This window comes from Mesorhizobium sp. LNHC232B00 (genome assembly GCF_000502435.1).
Classification (GTDB): domain Bacteria; phylum Pseudomonadota; class Alphaproteobacteria; order Rhizobiales; family Rhizobiaceae; genus Mesorhizobium; species Mesorhizobium opportunistum.
Map to the genome: position 1 here is coordinate 227,384 of NZ_AYWP01000002.1, position 16,648 is coordinate 244,031.

Genomic DNA, 16,648 nt, shown 5'->3' on the forward strand with positions numbered 1-16,648 from the left:
TGGCACCTCTCGACATTGCGGGCCATGGCTTGTATTTCCGCAGCGGCCTCCGGGTGGAGGCGGTTTCGACGGATTTTGCAAAAAATGAACCATACACCGGATCGGGCACGTCCAACGCCGCGCGCGGGCATCATGGACATAGATGCCTACGTGCCCGGCAAGAGCACGGCGCCGGCCGGGGTCGCCAAGGTCTACAAGCTGTCGTCGAACGAGAACCCGCTCGGTCCGTCGCCGAAGGCGATCGAGGCCGCGCGGGAGGTTGCGGGAAAGCTCGACGTCTACCCCGATGGCACGGCGAGGCGGCTGCGCGAGGCGATCGCCGAGGTGCATGGCCTCAACCCGCAGAACATCATCTGCTCCAACGGCTCCGACGAGATCCTTGGCCTGCTGGCGCAGACCTACCTCGCGCCGGGCGACGAGGCCGTGTTCACCGAATACGCCTTCATGGTCTACAAGATCTACATCCAGTCGGCAGGTGGCGCGCCGATCGCGGTCAAGGAGACCGACGAGCGCGCCGACATCGATGCGATACTGGCCGCAATTACGCCGCGCACGAAGATCGTGTTCCTCGCCAATCCGAACAATCCGACCGGCACCTATGTGCCGTTCCAGGAGGTGCGCCGGCTGCATGCCGGCCTGCCCCGCAACGTGCTTCTGGTGCTCGACGCGGCCTATGCCGAATATGTCCGCCGCAACGACTACGAAGCGGGCATCGAATTGGTCGGCAGCACCGAGAACGTGGTGATGACGCGCACCTTCTCCAAGATCGGCCTCGGCGGGGCGCGGCTCGGCTGGATGTACGGGCCGATGCACATCGTCGATGCGATCAACCGCGTGCGCGGCCCTTTCAACGTCAACGCGACGGCGATCGAGGCCGGCATCGCGGCGATCCGAGACCGTGCCCATGTCGAGCGCAGCGTGGCGCATAACGAGACCTGGCTCGCCTGGCTGAGCCAGGAGATGACCGGACTTGGGCTGCGGGTGACGCCCAGCGTCGGCAATTTCATCCTCATCCATTTTCCCGACGACCAGAAGCATTCCGCGGCGGCGGCCGACGACTACCTGACGGCGCGCGGCTATATTTTGCGGCGCGTTTCCGGCTACGGATTTCCCAACGCGCTGCGCATGACCGTCGGCACCGAAGAGGCCAATCGCGGCGTTGTCGCCGCGCTCACGACATTCCTGAAAAGCTAGAACGCCTGAAAAGCTCAGAGCTGGTACACCATGACATCACCCATGTTTGAAAAGATCGCGCTGGTCGGCATCGGCCTGATCGGCTCGTCACTGGCCCGCGTCATTCGCCGCGAGGGTCTTGCCAGCCATGTCGCCATCTCGACCCGCAGCGCCGCGACGCTGGCGCGGGCGCAAGAGCTTGGGCTGGGCGATTCTTACACGACACAAGCCAACGAAGCGGTTCGCGACGCCGATCTGGTCATCGTCTCGGTACCCGTCGGCTCGTCGGGCGCGGTTGCCGAGGAGATCGCGCCGGCGTTGAAAAAGGGCGCGATCCTCACCGATGTCGGCTCGACCAAGGCCTCTGTCATCGCACAGATGCAGCCGCATGTGCCTGATGGCGTCCACTTCATTCCCGGACACCCGCTGGCCGGTACCGAAAAATCGGGGCCGGACGCCGGGTTCGCCGACCTGTTCGACAATCGCTGGTGCATCTTCACGCCGCTGCCCGACACTGATCCGGACGCAATGGAGAAGCTGGCGGGATTCTGGCGCCGCTGCGGCGCCAACATCGACACGATGGACCCGCAGCATCACGATATGACGCTGGCCATCGTCTCGCATTTGCCGCACATCATCGCCTACAACATCGTTGGTACCGCCGACGATCTAGAATCGGTGACCAAGACGGAAGTGATCAAATATTCCGCCTCCGGTTTTCGCGACTTCACGCGCCTCGCCGCCTCCGACCCGACAATGTGGCGGGACGTCTGCCTGCACAACAAGGACGCCATCCTTGAAATGCTGGCGCGGTTCTCGGAAGATTTGGCGTTCCTGCAGCGCGCGATCCGCTGGGGCGACGGCGACAAGCTCTTCGACCTGTTCACCCGGACGCGCGCCGTGCGCCGGTCGATCATCGAGGCCGGCCAGGACATCGACGCGCCCGATTTCGGCCGCCAAGCCGTCGAGCATCCCGCGAAAAGCTAAGCCTGTTCAGGCCAGGCCGCGGCGACCATCGCCAGTGTCTCGGCCCGGTTTGGCGCGCCGAGCCTGCCGCCGAAGCGCAGGCATTTGAGCGCGGCGGCGGCGCTGGCAAAGCGCAAGGCCTGCTCGACTGGCATGGCTTCCGCCAGCCCGACGGCAAAGGCGCCGTGAAAGACATCGCCGGCGGCCAGCGTGTCGACCGCCTTTATCCTCGGCGCCTCGACATGGCGGATACCTCTGCCCGCACGATCGGACCACCATGTTCCGGACGCGCCGGCGGTCACCGCGACAAAAGCATCGGTGCGGGAGGCAAGGTCGGCGCAAGCGGTCTCCAGATCCAGCGCCTGGCCGCATATGATGCGGACCGCCGGCTCGGAGGCGACGATGTGCGAAGCCAGCGGCAACAACTGCTCCAGCACCGCCAGAGGCGCTGTGTCGGCATCGAGGATGGCCGGACGGCCGGCGGCGCGGGCGGCCTTCAGGGCAAGTGCCGCCGCGCCGGGCCAGCGCACGTCGGCCAGCACGGCATCGAAGGCGGAGAGGTCGGCGACCGGCAACGCTTCGGGATCGGCCTGGGCCTTGCTGTCGTAAAACGGCACGATGATGCGCTCACCATGCGCGTCGACCAGGATCGAAGCCAGCGCCGAACGGGCGCCGCTGACGCGGCGGACATGGGTGCAATCGACGCCCTCCGCCTCGATCCCGGCAATCAGCTGATCGCCGACGTGGTCGTCGCCGGCGCTCGCCCACAGCGACACTTCCGCGCCGAGGCGCTGCGCGGCGCAGGCAGCGCTCGTGGCCATGCCGGAGGCGATCTGAACGCCGTCGGAGGCGATGAATTTTCCCTGATGCGCGGGGAGGGTGTCGACCCGAAGAATGGTATCGAGCGTCAGCGCGCCGACGCTCAGAAGCTTTGCCGGTTGGTCCATGCCGGAATGCTTAATTGACAGGCTTGAGCTTGCCCAGCGGAATGAAGCCGAGCGAGGCCTTGCCCTTGACGACCTTCAGCGGCATCGACGGTTCGCTGCCGAGCATGGCGAGTGCTGCGAAACCCTGTTCGATTGCGTTCTTCTGCTCGGGTATGGCGCCGGCCAGAATGGCTGCCACGGCCTTGGGATCCTTGATCCTGATCATCAGATCGGCATTGACCAGGCCTTCGGCATCGACCGACAGCGGCCCGGAAAGGGTGACGCGCGCTGTCCCCGACGACAAATCGAGGTTGCGGATCTCGATGCTCTGGCCGCGCAGGCTTTTCACCTGTGTGCCGACCAGCGCAACGCCGTTGTTCAGGGTGACGTCGCCGCTTGCATCGAGCGCCGGCAGCACGCGGCCACCGATCGCGTCGGCGTCGATCTCCAGATCGCCAAAGCTGCCGGCATAGTCGAGATTCCCGCCATTCGGCTGCAATTGGCCCGATGCCTTGCCGGCGCTGAACAGTTCGACAGGGTCGGTGTCGTCGGCCGGATCGGTCTGGCCCGACAGGCCTTCGGCCTGCAACGATATGCGGTGCGGCAGCGGATACCACAATTTGACATTGGCCTGCAGGTTGTCCCAGTCGATCCACAGCGGCATCATGCCCGGGACGGAAGTCCTGAGCGGACCGCGTAGATTGGCGACCGGCGACAAGGGCTGGACGATCTGGGCGACGGCATTGAAGCTGCCGGCGGACGCCGCAATGTTCTTGGCATCGTCCTCGTAGGCGAGATTGTCGCAGGAGACCGTGAAGTTTAGGGGATAGCCGCTGACCTGGAGATTGGCGCAATCGGCCTCGATGCCGCTCTTGTTGAGCGTGGCAACCGCCTTGTCGGCCTCGGTCCTGACCCTGTTGGCCAGATAGAACCAGCCGGCGCTGTAGATGGCGAACAGCACAACGATAAACGCCACAAGCCAGAACAGGCCGCGGCGGGATTTTGGTTGGCGTTCGTCACTTGACGTCATGCTTTGGCTCTCATTAACGCAATGGGTATCGTGGACGGACCTTCGATTCCGACAACACCAGGTAGATATTGACGAATAGGTAGACGGGGACGGACGGAAAAAACACCGGTTTCCGGTGTGGCATTGTCATTCTTTTTGCAATCAGGCGCGGCGATATGGGCGATTTTTGGGTGTTTGGCTATGGTTCGCTGATCTGGCGGCCCGGTTTCGCGCATGTCGAGACACGACGTGCCCGCCTGCACGGCTACCGGCGCTCGCTTTGTGTCTATTCCTTCGTGCATCGCGGCACGCGCCGGCGGCCCGGACTGGTGCTCGGCCTCGACCATGGCGGTTCCTGCGTCGGCCTGGCGTTCCGCGTCCCCGGCGAACTGCGCGACGAGGTCATTGCCTATCTGCGCGAGCGGGAGCTCGTCACCAGCGTCTATCTCGAGCGGACGCTGAAGGTTCGCCTCGATGGTGGCGGGACAGTCGAAGCGGTGGCCTACATCGTCGACCGCAAGCATGAGCAATATGCCGGCGCGCTCGACGCGGCGGATGCGGCAGCGGTGGTGCGGGGCGCGGCCGGCCAGTCCGGCGACAACGAGGATTATGTTCTCAGCACGCTGAAGCACCTGGAAGCACTCGGCATTCGCGATCACTGGCTGGAAGAGGTGGCGCGGGAGATAGCGCCTTTGTGAAGCGCTGGCTCTGCGGAAAAGGCGGCCAGGCCTTTGACCTAGAAGCCGCGAGACCTAGGTTAGGCTGCGAACCCAGCCAACGGGCGGCCTCCGCCCTGCCAATCACGGAGATCCGTCTTGCAGAAACGCCGTCTCGGTCGCACCGATCTTTCCATCGCGCCCCTGGTTCTGGGTGGCAATGTCTTCGGCTGGACCGCGGACGAGAAGACTTCGTTCGACCTGCTCGACCGCTTCGTCGGCGCTGGCCTGAACGCGGTCGATACGGCGGACGCCTATTCGCGCTGGGTGCCCGGCCACAAGGGCGGCGAATCGGAAACCATCATCGGCAAATGGATGAAAGACCGCGGCAATCGCGACAAGGTTGTCGTGGTGACCAAGGTCGGCTCTGACATGGGGCAGGGCCACAAGGACCTTTCCGCCGCCTATATCGAGAAGGCCGTCGATGCGTCGCTGAAGCGGCTGCAGACCGAAGTCATCGACCTCTATCTGTCGCACTGGCCGGATCCGGCCACGCCCTATGAGGAAACGCTGGGCGCCTACGAGAAGCTGCTCGCCAAGGGCAAGGTCCGTCATGTCGGCTGCTCGAACCTCGACGCCGGCCAGTTGCGCGCCGCTCTCGACGTGGCGAGCCTGCGCAGCCTGCCGCGCTACGAGGTGCTGCAGCCGGAATACAATCTCTACGACCGCTCGTCCTTCGACGGTCCTCTGCGCGATCTCTGCGTGGCAGAGGATATCGGCGTCATCACCTATTTCAGCCTGGCCAAGGGTTTCCTGAGCGGCAAATACCGCAGCGAGGAGGATCTTGGTCAAAGCGAGCGCGGCGAAGATGTCGGCAGCTATTTGAATGCGCGCGGCATGCGCATCCTTGCGGCACTCGACGCGGTGTCATCAAGGCATTCCGCCAAGCAGGCGGAAGTGGCGCTTGCCTGGGTGATCGCGCGGCCCGGTATCACCGCACCGATCGCCAGTGCGACCAAGCCTGACCAGATGGATAGCCTGATCAGGGCAGTGTCGCTGAAACTGACGGCGGACGACATGGCCGAACTCGACAAAGCGAGCGGCTGACGCTTCCGGCAACCACCGGCGCACGAACGTCCAAGACGATCCGCATCGCCTGCCATACCGTCCTTCGCACGGGGCAGGATAGAGGATCGGATGGCCGGACCGCTTGTTTCGCAGCCGGAGCTTTGGCGCCAGCTGCTCGCGCTGGTGCTTGCCGCCACTGTCGTCATGGGCAGTCCGGGGCCGGCGACGATAAGCGTCACCGCCGTCGGTGCCGCCTTCGGCCTGCGCCACTCGCTGCGCTACACCTGCGGGATCGTGCTTGGCACGGTCGCCGTGCTGGCAGTTGTGGCGACCGGGGTGACGGCGGCGCTCACCTCGATGCCGACGCTGGCACCGGTGCTGGCTGTCGCGTCCGCCGCCTATATCCTCTATCTCGCCTTCAGGATCGCCACCGCCCCGCCGCTGGCGGCCCGTGCCGCCGAGACGTCGCGCCCGACATGGCTGGCCGGGTTCCTCCTGGCGATAGCCAATCCAAAAGCCTATGTGGCGATCGCCGCCGTGTTTGCCGGCGCTGCTCCTAAGCAAGGCGCCGCCGAGCTTGGCCTGTCGTTGAAGCTGACAGTTCTCGCCGGAATGATCGTTGTCATCCATGCCGTGTGGCTGCTCGCGGGTGCAGCGTTCGCGCGCTTTCTGCGCCGGCCGGTGGCATCCCGGGTCATCAATCTGGTCTTTGCCGCGACGCTGGTGCTGACCACGGTGCTGGCTGTGTTCGGCTGACTTGTCTGGCAGCAAGGCTTCAGGATTTCGCGCTGAGTTCCCGCAGCCGCTTCACCGCCGTTGGCGGCAACGCCGGCGGATTCGGCGCTTGGGACGCTTCGACGAGGAGCTGGTCGCAGGCGGCTTCCGTGTCGCCGATCAGTCGCGCCATGAATTCGTCCTTGCCCAGGCCCGGCGGGATCGGTGGCAGGAAACGTGCCTTGATGGTGCCGGGATAGCGCAGGAACTTGCGGCGCGGCCAGTACAGGCCGGCGACATGCGCAACCGGCACCACCGGAACGCCAAGCTGTGCGTAGATTTCGACGATGCCGTATTTGTAGGCCGGCTCGTCGCCCGGCGCGCGGCGCGTGCCTTCGGGATAGATGATCAGCTGGCGCGGGTTGCGCGCCAGCTCCTCCCTGGTCGCCGCGACCACCGCCTTCAGGGCCTTGGAACGGCTGCCGCGATCAACCGGGATCATGCGCATCTTCATGATGTACCAGCCGAAGAACGGGATCCAGGTTAGCTCGCGCTTGAGGATGTAGAGCGGATCCTGGAGGAATGGGAAGAAGGCGATCGCGTCCCAGAATGACTGGTGCTTGGGTGCCAGAATGAAGGAACCCTCGGGCAGGTTTTCCAGCCCGGTGATGTCGTTCTTCGTTCCGGCGATCTTGGCATAGAGCCACATGCAGGTGCGCGACCAGAATTTCGGCACGAACCAGGCGCGGTGACGGGGCGACAGGAAATAGTAGGGGGTCCAGAGGATCATCTGGACGATCAGATTGACGTAGAAGACGAAATTGAACGCCAGCGATCTGACATAGAGCATGGAGGAGGTCCGGTGAGGAAGTGTGCGTTGGTTACACCAAGCAGGCGCAAAAAGGAAACGGTACAATACGGCTCATTCTACCAGGTCGCCTGCGCCAGACGTTCCCTGAGGCGCGGGCCGGCAAAGTCCAGGAAGGCGCGCAGTTTCACCGGCAGCCGGCCCTGGCCGGCATGCACCAGGTTTACCGGCCACGGCTCAGGTTCGAAATTCTCGAGCACGGGCTGCAGTGCCCCTGAGCGTACAGCGGCGACGATCTGGTAGGAGAGCACGCGCGTCATCCCAACCCCGGCGGTCGCCGCATCGATCGCTGCCTCGGCGGTGTTGACCCGGAGCCTGCTACGGACAGGGACAGGAATGTCAGCCTTGTCCGCCGCAAAGGTCCATGTGGCGAGTGAGCCTAAGCCCTCGAAGGTGATGCAGCTGTGGGTTTCAAGGTCTTTCGGCGTTTTCGGCGCTCCGTGCCCGGCCAGATATGCTGGACTTGCGCAGACGACATGCCGGATCGAGCCGACCCTGGTCGCAACCATGCGCGAGTCCGGCAACCGGCCGATGCGGATGGCGAGGTCGATATGGTCCTCGGCCAATTGGGCTATCCTGTCGCCGAGCGTCAGGCGGATATCCACCTGGGGGTAAGCGGTCAGGAACGCCGTGACGACCGGCAGTACATGGAGGCGGCCGAAAACGATCGGCGCGGTGATGATCAGCTCACCTGTCGGTGCGCTGTACTCGCCACCAGCGGTACGCTCGGCGTCTCCGACGTCTTCCAGGATACGACGGCAGGCGGCAAGATAGGCATGGCCCGCATCGGTCAGCGTCAGCCGCCGTGTCGACCGGTTCAACAAGCGTGTCTTGAGATGCCGTTCCAGTTCGGAGACCTTGCGGCTGACGGTTGCCAGAGGAGTGCCCAGATGAAGCGCGGCGGCGGAAAGGCTGCCGGACTCCGCCGCTGCGACGAAAAGGGACATGGCTTCGAGGCGATCCATGGTTTTTCCAAAAATTGAAAGGATGAATTGCAATTATGGCACCTACATCCGCAAGATGGAAGGATGCATATAGGAGGGGCAAATCCAGAGGAATTCTCATGCCCCGCATCGCCACGCCTTCATCCATCGCCACCGCTCCCGCAGCCGCGCAGCCCATGCTGCGGGCAGTGGAAAAACAGCTCGGTGTCGTGCCGAACCTGTTTCGGATGGTCGCCAACAGTCCAGCCGCGCTTGAAGGCTATCTCGGCATGTCGGGTGCGCTGGCCAAGGGCCGGCTGCCGGCGCCGACGCGCGAGCGCATCGCGCTGGCAATCGCCGAGATCAATGGCTGCAGTTATTGTCTTTCCGCGCACAGCTATCTCGGCAAGAATCTCGCCAAGCTCGACGACGCCGAGATGGTCGCCAACCGCCATGGCGGTTCCACGGATCCCAAGGCGGCCGCGGCGGTGCGTTTTGCCGCCAGGGTTGCGCAAAGCCGCGGGCATGTCGGCGATGAGGATGTCGCCGCTGTAAGGCTGGCGGGCTACGATGACGGGCAGATCATCGAGATCGTCCAGCATGTCGCCCTGAACGTCTGGACCAACTATATCAATGAGGTAGCCCGCACCGCGATCGATTTTCCGGTTGTTTCCGCCCGCGATGCTGCCTGAATTAGGGCAGGGCCGGCGGTGTCAGCCGGTCCCAGTCCTTCATGACGCAGAGGAATCCCATGTCTGAAAGCCGCCCGCCGCTTCCGCCCTTCACCGCCGAGACCGCAGCGCAGAAAGCGCGCATGGCCGAGGATGCATGGAATTCCCACGATCCAGCACGGGTCGCGCTCGCCTACACGACCGACAGCCGCTGGCGCAACCGTGCCGAATTCCTGCAGGGCCGCGATGCCATCCAGGCTTTCCTGACCCGCAAATGGAGCCGCGAACTCGACTACCGGCTGATCAAGGAGGTCTGGGCCTTCCACGGCAATCGCATCGCCGTGCGCTTCGCCTATGAATGGCACGATGACTCAGGTTCGTGGTTCCGCAGCTACGGCAACGAGAATTGGGAGTTCGACGAACACGGGCTGATGCGCCTGCGCATCGCCAGCATCAACGACCTGCCGATCGGCGAGGCCGACCGCAAATATCACTGGCCGCTCGGCCGCCGTCCGGACGATCACCCGACATTGTCGGAGCTCGGGCTCTAGCATCGTCTCTCAAGTGTTTGGACCGGAGACATCAAGGAGGTTTCGATGAACGCGCATGCTTTCACCAGCGACGTCGCCTTCACACCGACCGTCAAGGCGATCCAGGCCCGCAAGGGCTCGCGCCAGTCCTATGCGCGGGTCGAGGAGCGTGGCGGCTGGCAGGGCGTCATCACGCCTGAGCTTGCTGCTTTCCTCTCGATGCAGACCAGCGTCTTCCTGTCGACGGCCAATGGCGACGGCCAGCCTTACATCCAGCACCGGGGTGGGCCGGCCGGCTTTCTCAAGGTGCTCGACGAAAAGACGATCGGCTTCGCGGATTTTGCCGGCAACAGGCAATTCATCACCCAGGGCAATCTGGCCGACAATCCGAGGGCCTTCCTTTTCCTGATCGACTATATGCTGCGCCAGCGCATCAAGATCTGGGGCACGGCGCGCGTCGTCGAAAACGACGCCGAGCTGATGGCGAGGCTGATGCCGCAGGACTACAAGGCGCGGCCGGAGCAAGTCATCCTGTTCACGGTTTCGGCCTGGGATGCCAATTGCCCGCAGCACATTCCGCAGCGTTTCGAGGCGGCCGATGTCGCGGCAGCGCTTGGTGAGCGGGACCGGCGCATTCAACAGCTCGAACAGGAGATCGCGCGTCTCAAGGGAATTTCAGAGACTGCGGCCGAGGGCTGATACCGGTTCAGCCGCCAGCCGCGGTTTCGGCCAGCGCTATGCCGTCTGGGGTCGGCTTCACCGGCACGATGCCGCGCGCCAGCGCCAGCAGATATTTGGTGTATTCGGTAAACAGCACCCGCAACGCCCGCGGCTTGGTCAGCCAGCCGCCATTGTCGAGATTGGAATTGACCACCGGATAGGGCTCGAGCCTTGCGCCATGCAGCAGCCGGCCCATTTCCAGCAGGCTGCGCGGCATGTGATAGTTGTTGGTGACCAGGATCACCGTGCCATAGGCATGGTTTGTCACCCATTTGGCGCTTTGCTCGGCGTTGCCGATCGTGTCGAGCGCCGCGCGGTCGATGTCGACGCAGCAGGAAAACAGCTTCTTGTCGCCGCCGGTCGCGGCCTGGAGCTGGCGTCGGCTGGCGGAAGGGTGCACACCGCTGATCAGCAGTCGCTCGCCCTTGCCGGATGCCAGCAATTCCATCGCGGCGTCGAGGCGCGACTGGCCGCCGGTCAGCACGATGATGGCATCGGCCTTGGTCGGATTGGTAGGCGTGGTCAGATGGCTGACCTTGTTGGCGAACCAGCCGAAGCCGCCGGCGAACAAGGTTGCGAGGACGAGGAGCGAGAGTGCGGAGATCCGAATTGCCGTCTTTAAACGGCTAACCTTGTCGTGGTCGCGCGAACGAGCAACCACCACTGGCATCTGCCCAGCCGTCCCGGTCGAATCCCGCACGTCCATGGCCATATTGTTAATCCCGAAATGCGGCCTTTGATAGGTAAAAGACGCACTTTGCGTTACGCTGTTTCTCCATCCGTGATCCGTCTCGTTTCCACCCGCGCCCTCGACCCACAGACACGCTCCCTTTTCATGCGTCGGGTTGGCGGACGTCGATGTCGCTGAGATAGGCGACGACGGTGGCATGGGAGGTTGCCGCCGTCAGTGCGCCGATCACCAGCACCATCAGCACGACGCCGAAATAGCCGGCCGAGCCGATGGCGAAATTGCCGAACAGGGCAGTGGCCTGGTCGGCCTGCGGCGTCGCCATGTTGCGTGACGACCACCAGGAAAAGACGATGAAGACGAGCACCGCGGCCGCCCCGCCGGCGGCCGCGCCCTTCATGCCGGTGACCAGGAAATGCCGACGGAACTCGCGCGCGATGAAAGCCGCCTCGGCGCCGACGAAATGCAGCACCTCGATGATGTGACCGTTGCCGGCCATGGCGCCGCGGGTCGCGAACACGACCGTCAGCACGGTCGCCGCCAGCATCAGCGCCAAAACGGCGATACCGATGGTCACCGTGGTGCGGGCCATGGCCACCAGCCGGTCGACCCAGGTGCGGTGATCGTCGAGCGAGGCGCTCGGCAGCTTCGGCGTGATCGCGGCGCGCATGGCGGCGAAATCGGGCGGACTGTTCTCGTCGATGGTGACGATGATCAGGCGCGGCACCGGAAGGTCGTCGATGTTGAGGCCCGAGCCAAGCCACGGTTCCAGCAGCCTGGCGGTCGCCTCGCGGTCGATGATCCGCGTCGACTTCACGCCGGGGAACTCGCCGGCGATCTGCGAGGCCTGGGTGAGCGCTGCCTCCATGTCGAGGCCGTCGGCCGGCTTGACCTGGATCGTCGCCTCACGCGAAATCTGGTTCTCCCAGACCGAGGCCGTATCACGCACCAGCGTCACCGCGCCGAAGGTCAGGCAGGACAGGAAGGTCATGATGGCGATGACCAGCACCAGGGCGCGGCCGGCGATGTTCTGCGCCGGCACGATCGGCGCCATCTTGCGCTGGGCGCGTGGCCTTGCCTCGGCCGTGTCGGCTTCCTGTTCGTGCTCGTGGAGATGTTCGACGGACAAATCAGTCATAGATGTCCAGCCTTCCGCCGGCCAGGATCATGCGGCGTGCATCGACCTGTTCCATCAGGCCGAGATCGTGGGTCGCAATCACCACGGCGGTGCCGAGACGATTGAGTTCGATGAACAGTCGCAGCAGCCGCCGCGCCAGCGGCGGATCGACATTGCCGGTCGGCTCGTCGGCGAGCAGGATCTCCGGTTGCTCGATCAGCGCGCGCGCAATCGCGGCGCGCTGCTTCTCGCCGCCCGACAGGACCGGCGGCAGCACATGCATGCGCTCGCCCAGCCCCACCCATTTCAACAACTCGGTGACATCGGTGCGGTAGCTTGCTTCCTCGCGCCCGCGCACGCGCAGCGGCAGCGCGACGTTCTCGTAGGTGGTCATGTGGTCGAGCAGGCGAAAATCCTGGAAAACCACGCCGATGCGGCGCCGCAAATGCGGCAGTTCGGTGCGCGAGATGCGCGAGCGGTCCTTGCCGAAGATGGTGATCAACCCGCGCGTCGGCTTCAGCGACATGAACAAAAGGCGCAGCAAGGTCGTCTTCCCGGCGCCCGACGGCCCGCTCAGGAACTGGAACGAGCGCTCCGGTATATGCAGGGAAATGTCGCGGAGGATTTCCGGACCCATGCCATAGCGGAGGCCGACATTTTCGAAGCGAATCAATTTCGACGACCTGAATTTCGTGGCAGCGCATAACCTGCCTGTTCTGCGAAAAGACCATCGGCCGGCATGGTTAACCGGCGGTTAATTCCTGGGTTCTTTCGGCTCGTCACAAGGACTCCGGTGGGGAAGCGTTAACCATTTTTGTTTACGCAAAAGAAACGAAAAGCGAACACGTGCTGCAACGCTGGGGCCATGATGGCTGACGAACGAACCGCGCGCCCGGTTTCCGGCGAAATCATGACCGATCCCCCGGCAATTGCCGCGGCGGACCGGTTCATGCGCGGTCCCGCAGCCGACGTCGTCGATGCCGATTATGTGGTGATGTCGCGGCCCCCGGCCGAAAGCGTTCCACCGCCGCCGCGCGCGATCGTCACGCCGCCCATCGAGGGCATGGATATGCTGCGCAAGCCCGAGGCGCCGGTGGAGCGGCCGCCAGCCTCGCGCGGCGGGCCAATCTTCTGGATCGCCGGCATTGCCGCTGCCCTTGCCGCTTTCTGGGTCTCCGGCGGGCACGCGCTGGTGCGCCAGGCGTCGTTTGTCTCCGGTGGGCAAACATCGGCGCTGACGATTTCAGGCGTTACCTCTCGTGTCGACGCCTCCGGGGCCAATCCCGTGCTGTTCGTCGATGGCGAGGCCGCCAATGACGGCGCGAAGCCGGCACAGCTGCCGCCGCTCGAGATCCGGGTGACCGGCAATGACGGGCGCACGACCCGCTATACGTTGGGGACATCCGGCCATTCGCTGGCGTCGGGAGAAAGATTTGGCTTTGCCAGCCGGCTCGACGTGCCTAAGAACGGCGTAAGGACCGTTTTGGTCACTTTTGCGCAGTAGGCGATCACCGGGGAAGACGAGCAATGCCCATCGTACGCGACAAGGACATCGAGGTCCTATTTTCGGCGTCGGCGATTGCACGGCGCAATCTTGAGCTGGCCAAGGAGATCGCCGAGCACGACTATCACGATCTCCTGGTGATTTCGGTGCTGAAGGGCTCGTTCATCTTCGCCGCCGATCTGATCCGCGCCATGCACGACGTCGGCCTGTCGCCCGAGGTCGAGTTCATCTTCATCTCCAGCTATGGCGCCGGCACCAGCAGCGGCGAGGTGAGGGTGCTGCGCGACATCGACAATGAGGTCGCCGGCCGCGACGTGCTGCTGATCGACGACATCCTCGAATCAGGCAAGACGCTGAGCTTCACCCGTGACCTGATGCTGTCGCGTGGCGCGAAAAGCTGTTCCATCGCCGTGCTGCTCGACAAGCGCATGCGCCGCCAGACCGCGCTCAATGCCGACTATGTCGGCTTCGACTGCCCGGATTATTTCGTCGTCGGCTATGGTATGGACGTAGCACATGCTTTTCGCGAATTGCCGTTCGTGGGTGTTGTGAAAGGCAATGCGTAAGGCCTTTGCCTCGCGTGGCAATTCTGAAAAAGACCTTAACCGTGTCCAAGCAAATTAGCCCGCCGGCCAGCCGGGGCTTTCAGGAAAAGTCAACGTTTGGCCGCCAAATATGCCGGCCATGGCAAAGCTTCTGATCGTCGAGGACGATGAGTCCGTCCGCACCCTCGCCGCCCGCGCGCTCGAACGCGCCGGCCACACAATCGATATCGCCGCCGATGGCGCGCAAGGGCTTTCGCTGATCCGCGCCGCGAATGGCGGTTACGACCTCGTGGTCTCCGATATCCGCATGCCGGAGATGGACGGCATCGAGATGGCGATCGCGGCGGCCGCGCTTTTCCCGGCGATGAAGATCCTGCTGATGACCGGTTATGCCGACCAGCGCGAGCGCGCCGAGGAGTTGAACGGCATCATCCTCGATGTCGTGCAAAAGCCCTTCACGCTGGCTGAAATCCGCTCGCGGGTCGAACGGGCGCTGATCTGCTTCGCCTGATCAGGCTGGGTCGATGGCAGCCAACGCCGCTGCCGGGCTCTTGCGCAATCCGCTGTTGAGCGCCAGCAGGCCGGCGCCAATGATCAGGGCCGCACCGATGACGGTCGTCGACCGCGGCACTTCGGCGAAGAACAGAAAACCCCACAGCGGCGACCACAGGATGCCGGTGTATTCGAAGGTGGCGACGCGGTTGGCCGGCGCCAGCCGGTAGCCCTGCGACAACAGGATCATGCCGGCCGAAGCGACGAAGCCGCAGGCCGCCATCTTGAGGAAATCCGCCAGCGTCGGCCATATCCACGGCCGCACCAGGAATTCCAGGCTCGGGTGAACGGCGTGGGTGATGCCGGCAGAGTGGAACGCGCCGGCGACCATGGCGGCACCGATGAGATAGGCGCCGTTCTGATAGAAGGCCATGACGGTGGACGATTCGGTATCGCCGATCTTGCGGGCCATCAACTGCGAGAAACCGTAGAGCGCCGCCGAACCCAGCGACAGCAGGGCCGCCCAGTCGAACAGGCCGGCGCCCGGACGCACCATCACGACGACGCCAAGCAGCCCGATCAGCACGGTCGCCAGCGTGCGCCAGGAGACGCGCTCGCCAAGATACGGCCCAGCCAGCGCCATGATGAACAACGGTGCCATGAAGTAGAGCGCCACGGCATCGGCCAGCGGCAGGGCGGCGATGGCCAGATAGTACATGGTATAGGAGGTGAACTGGATGAAGGCGCGTATCGTCAGCAGGCCGAACCGCCGCGACAGGATTGCCGGCAGGCCGACATCGGCGTGGACAAGAAGGATCAGGATCGGCAAGGCGATGATCGAGCGGATCGCCATCACCTCGGTCACCGGGTAGCCGCTCGACACCGCCTTGACGAGCGGATCCTGCAGCGAGAAGACCAGCACGCCGAGGCACAGGCTCAGGATGCCGCGCACCATCCTATTTTGCATCCGCGTTCAGGCTCCCGCGCGTATGACCGGAGGCCCCCGCCTGCAGATCAAAAAGAACCCGCCACCGTTTCGGGCAGCGGGCACGAGTGAGGACTCTCGATTGGTCCGCGGCCGATTCGGCAGCCGCATATCCAATGGGTGAGGCGACTATCGTCCGACGTTTGACATGTTGCAAACGAATTGGAATGATACCAGCAATCAAATTTTCTTATGGCGGATTCCATGCGGCCGACCCTCGACAGCGATCTCCTGCGCACCTTCGTGGCCATTGCCGATGCCGGCAATTTCACCAAGGCGGCGGAACTGGCCGGCCGCACGCAGTCGGCCGTGTCGATGCAGATGAAGAAGCTCGAAAGCCTGGTCGGCGACAGCCTGTTCGAGCGCGGTTCGCGCGGCGTCGCACTGACGCGGCGCGGCGGCGAACTCATCGTCAACGCCCGCCGCATCGTCGCGCTGCTCGAGGAAACGGCGGCGTCGATGACGGCCGCGCCGCTCGGCGGGCCGGTGCGCATCGGCATTCCGGAGGAGTATGGCCACGCCATCCTGTCGCGGGCGCTCGGCGCGTTTTCGAAGCGCCACGCACAGGTCGAGGTCACCGTGCGCTATGCCCATTCCTGGGCGCAGATGGCGTCGCTCGCAGCCGGCGAACTCGATCTGTGCGTGGTGTTCGAATGGCAGGATGCTTCCGGCGGCGAAGTGCTGATGCACGATCCGACCGTGTGGGTAACATCGACCCTGCATCACATGCATGAGGAGCGTCCGGTGCCGATCGCGCTCTACAACCGGGCCGGCTGGTGCAAGGATTTCGCCATCAAATCGCTGGAGCAGCGTGGCCTTGCCTATCGCGTCGCCTATACCAGCGACACCAATGGCGGCCTGAAGCTTGCCGTCACCTCGGGGCTGGCGATCGCGCCGATTTCGCGCAGCAACATTCCGGACGGCTGCCGTGAGCTGACGTCGGCCGACGGGTTCGGCGACATCGATTCCTCCAATGTGGTGATGCATCGCAACCCGAACGCGTCGGGCGAGGCGATCGACGGCATGCAAGAGGCGATCCGCGAAGCGTTCGTCAACAGGCAAGCCCAGCCTGCCGTTGCATAAAGCAGCCGAT

General features: G+C 64.1%; 20 protein-coding genes. 12 read left to right on the plus strand and 8 right to left on the minus strand.

Going from position 1 to position 16,648, the window contains the following annotated elements:
* Positions 1-84 precede the first annotated feature (84 nt).
* Positions 85-1,194, plus strand: a complete 1,110-nt coding sequence (gene hisC / locus X743_RS165400) for a histidinol-phosphate transaminase (RefSeq protein ID WP_023763864.1) — start codon at positions 85-87, stop codon at positions 1,192-1,194.
* A gap of 30 nt (positions 1,195-1,224) precedes the next feature.
* Positions 1,225-2,160, plus strand: a complete 936-nt coding sequence (locus tag X743_RS165395) for a prephenate/arogenate dehydrogenase family protein (RefSeq protein ID WP_023763865.1) — start codon at positions 1,225-1,227, stop codon at positions 2,158-2,160.
* Here the strand turns inward: X743_RS165395 and X743_RS165390 are convergent.
* Positions 2,157-3,086, minus strand: coding sequence for a sugar kinase (locus X743_RS165390; RefSeq protein WP_023763866.1), 930 nt, complete (start codon positions 3,084-3,086; stop codon positions 2,157-2,159). The genes X743_RS165395 and X743_RS165390 overlap by 4 nt on opposite strands.
* 10 nt (positions 3,087-3,096) lie before the next feature.
* Entirely contained in the window at positions 3,097-4,095 is a 999-nt protein-coding gene (locus X743_RS165385) for a DUF2125 domain-containing protein (protein ID WP_023763867.1), read from the minus strand.
* A gap of 155 nt (positions 4,096-4,250) precedes the next feature.
* Between X743_RS165385 and X743_RS165380 the strand changes: the two genes are divergently transcribed.
* The 3 genes from X743_RS165380 to X743_RS165370 all read left to right on the plus strand — a co-directional run bounded on the left by X743_RS165380 (position 4,251) and on the right by X743_RS165370 (position 6,554).
* Entirely contained in the window at positions 4,251-4,772 is a 522-nt protein-coding gene (locus tag X743_RS165380) for a gamma-glutamylcyclotransferase (protein WP_023763868.1), read from the plus strand.
* A gap of 117 nt (positions 4,773-4,889) precedes the next feature.
* Positions 4,890-5,837, plus strand: a complete 948-nt coding sequence (locus tag X743_RS165375; RefSeq protein ID WP_023763869.1) for an aldo/keto reductase — start codon at positions 4,890-4,892, stop codon at positions 5,835-5,837.
* A gap of 90 nt (positions 5,838-5,927) precedes the next feature.
* Entirely contained in the window at positions 5,928-6,554 is a 627-nt protein-coding gene (locus X743_RS165370; RefSeq protein WP_023763870.1) for a LysE family translocator, read from the plus strand.
* A gap of 19 nt (positions 6,555-6,573) precedes the next feature.
* Here X743_RS165370 and X743_RS165365 read toward each other — a convergent pair whose 3' ends face one another.
* Both X743_RS165365 and X743_RS165360 read right to left on the minus strand, forming a co-directional pair.
* Entirely contained in the window at positions 6,574-7,362 is a 789-nt protein-coding gene (locus tag X743_RS165365; protein WP_023763871.1) for a 1-acyl-sn-glycerol-3-phosphate acyltransferase, read from the minus strand.
* A 77-nt stretch (positions 7,363-7,439) separates the two neighbouring features.
* Positions 7,440-8,345 (minus strand): LysR family transcriptional regulator, encoded by a 906-nt coding sequence (locus X743_RS165360; RefSeq protein ID WP_023763872.1) that lies wholly within the window; start codon positions 8,343-8,345, stop codon positions 7,440-7,442.
* A gap of 98 nt (positions 8,346-8,443) precedes the next feature.
* On the opposite strand from X743_RS165360, the gene X743_RS165355 reads away from it, so the two are divergent.
* From X743_RS165355 to X743_RS165345, 3 genes are read left to right on the plus strand one after another with little or no spacing between them, the layout of a single operon-like run.
* Positions 8,444-8,995 carry a carboxymuconolactone decarboxylase family protein gene (locus tag X743_RS165355; RefSeq protein WP_023763873.1) on the plus strand — a complete coding sequence of 184 codons (552 nt, stop codon included), beginning with the start codon at positions 8,444-8,446 and terminating at the stop codon, positions 8,993-8,995.
* Positions 8,996-9,054: 59 nt separating this feature from the next.
* Positions 9,055-9,525 carry a DUF1348 family protein gene (locus X743_RS165350; protein ID WP_023763874.1) on the plus strand — a complete coding sequence of 157 codons (471 nt, stop codon included), beginning with the start codon at positions 9,055-9,057 and terminating at the stop codon, positions 9,523-9,525.
* Between the two features lie 45 nt (positions 9,526-9,570).
* Positions 9,571-10,203, plus strand: a complete 633-nt coding sequence (locus tag X743_RS165345) for a pyridoxamine 5'-phosphate oxidase family protein (protein ID WP_023763875.1) — start codon at positions 9,571-9,573, stop codon at positions 10,201-10,203.
* A gap of 7 nt (positions 10,204-10,210) precedes the next feature.
* On the opposite strand, the gene X743_RS165340 is transcribed toward X743_RS165345, so the two are convergent.
* From X743_RS165340 to ftsE, 3 genes are all read right to left on the minus strand, one after another.
* Positions 10,211-10,936 (minus strand): YdcF family protein, encoded by a 726-nt coding sequence (locus tag X743_RS165340; RefSeq protein WP_023763876.1) that lies wholly within the window; start codon positions 10,934-10,936, stop codon positions 10,211-10,213.
* Between the two features lie 121 nt (positions 10,937-11,057).
* The gene (locus tag X743_RS165335) at positions 11,058-12,050 is read right to left on the minus strand and encodes an ABC transporter permease (protein ID WP_023763877.1); all 993 of its coding nucleotides are present in this window, start codon (positions 12,048-12,050) and stop codon (positions 11,058-11,060) included.
* On the minus strand, positions 12,043-12,702 hold the full coding sequence (gene ftsE, locus X743_RS165330) for a cell division ATP-binding protein FtsE (RefSeq protein WP_010911739.1): 660 nt from the start codon (positions 12,700-12,702) through the stop codon (positions 12,043-12,045). Before ftsE ends, X743_RS165335 begins: the two co-directional genes overlap by 8 nt.
* 192 nt (positions 12,703-12,894) lie before the next feature.
* On the opposite strand from ftsE, the gene X743_RS165325 reads away from it, so the two are divergent.
* The 3 genes from X743_RS165325 to X743_RS165315 all read left to right on the plus strand — a co-directional run bounded on the left by X743_RS165325 (position 12,895) and on the right by X743_RS165315 (position 14,589).
* On the plus strand, positions 12,895-13,533 hold the full coding sequence (locus X743_RS165325; protein ID WP_023763878.1) for a hypothetical protein: 639 nt from the start codon (positions 12,895-12,897) through the stop codon (positions 13,531-13,533).
* Positions 13,534-13,556: 23 nt separating this feature from the next.
* Positions 13,557-14,099 (plus strand): hypoxanthine phosphoribosyltransferase, encoded by a 543-nt coding sequence (hpt, locus tag X743_RS165320; RefSeq protein ID WP_023763879.1) that lies wholly within the window; start codon positions 13,557-13,559, stop codon positions 14,097-14,099.
* A gap of 118 nt (positions 14,100-14,217) precedes the next feature.
* Positions 14,218-14,589, plus strand: coding sequence for a response regulator (locus tag X743_RS165315; protein ID WP_023763880.1), 372 nt, complete (start codon positions 14,218-14,220; stop codon positions 14,587-14,589).
* On the opposite strand, the gene X743_RS165310 is transcribed toward X743_RS165315, so the two are convergent.
* Complete coding sequence (locus X743_RS165310) at positions 14,590-15,537, minus strand: EamA family transporter (RefSeq protein WP_023763881.1); 948 nt, start codon at positions 15,535-15,537, stop codon at positions 14,590-14,592.
* 222 nt (positions 15,538-15,759) lie between these two features.
* On the opposite strand from X743_RS165310, the gene X743_RS165305 reads away from it, so the two are divergent.
* Complete coding sequence (locus X743_RS165305) at positions 15,760-16,638, plus strand: LysR family transcriptional regulator (protein WP_023763882.1); 879 nt, start codon at positions 15,760-15,762, stop codon at positions 16,636-16,638.
* The last annotated feature ends 10 nt before the right edge of the window (positions 16,639-16,648 follow it).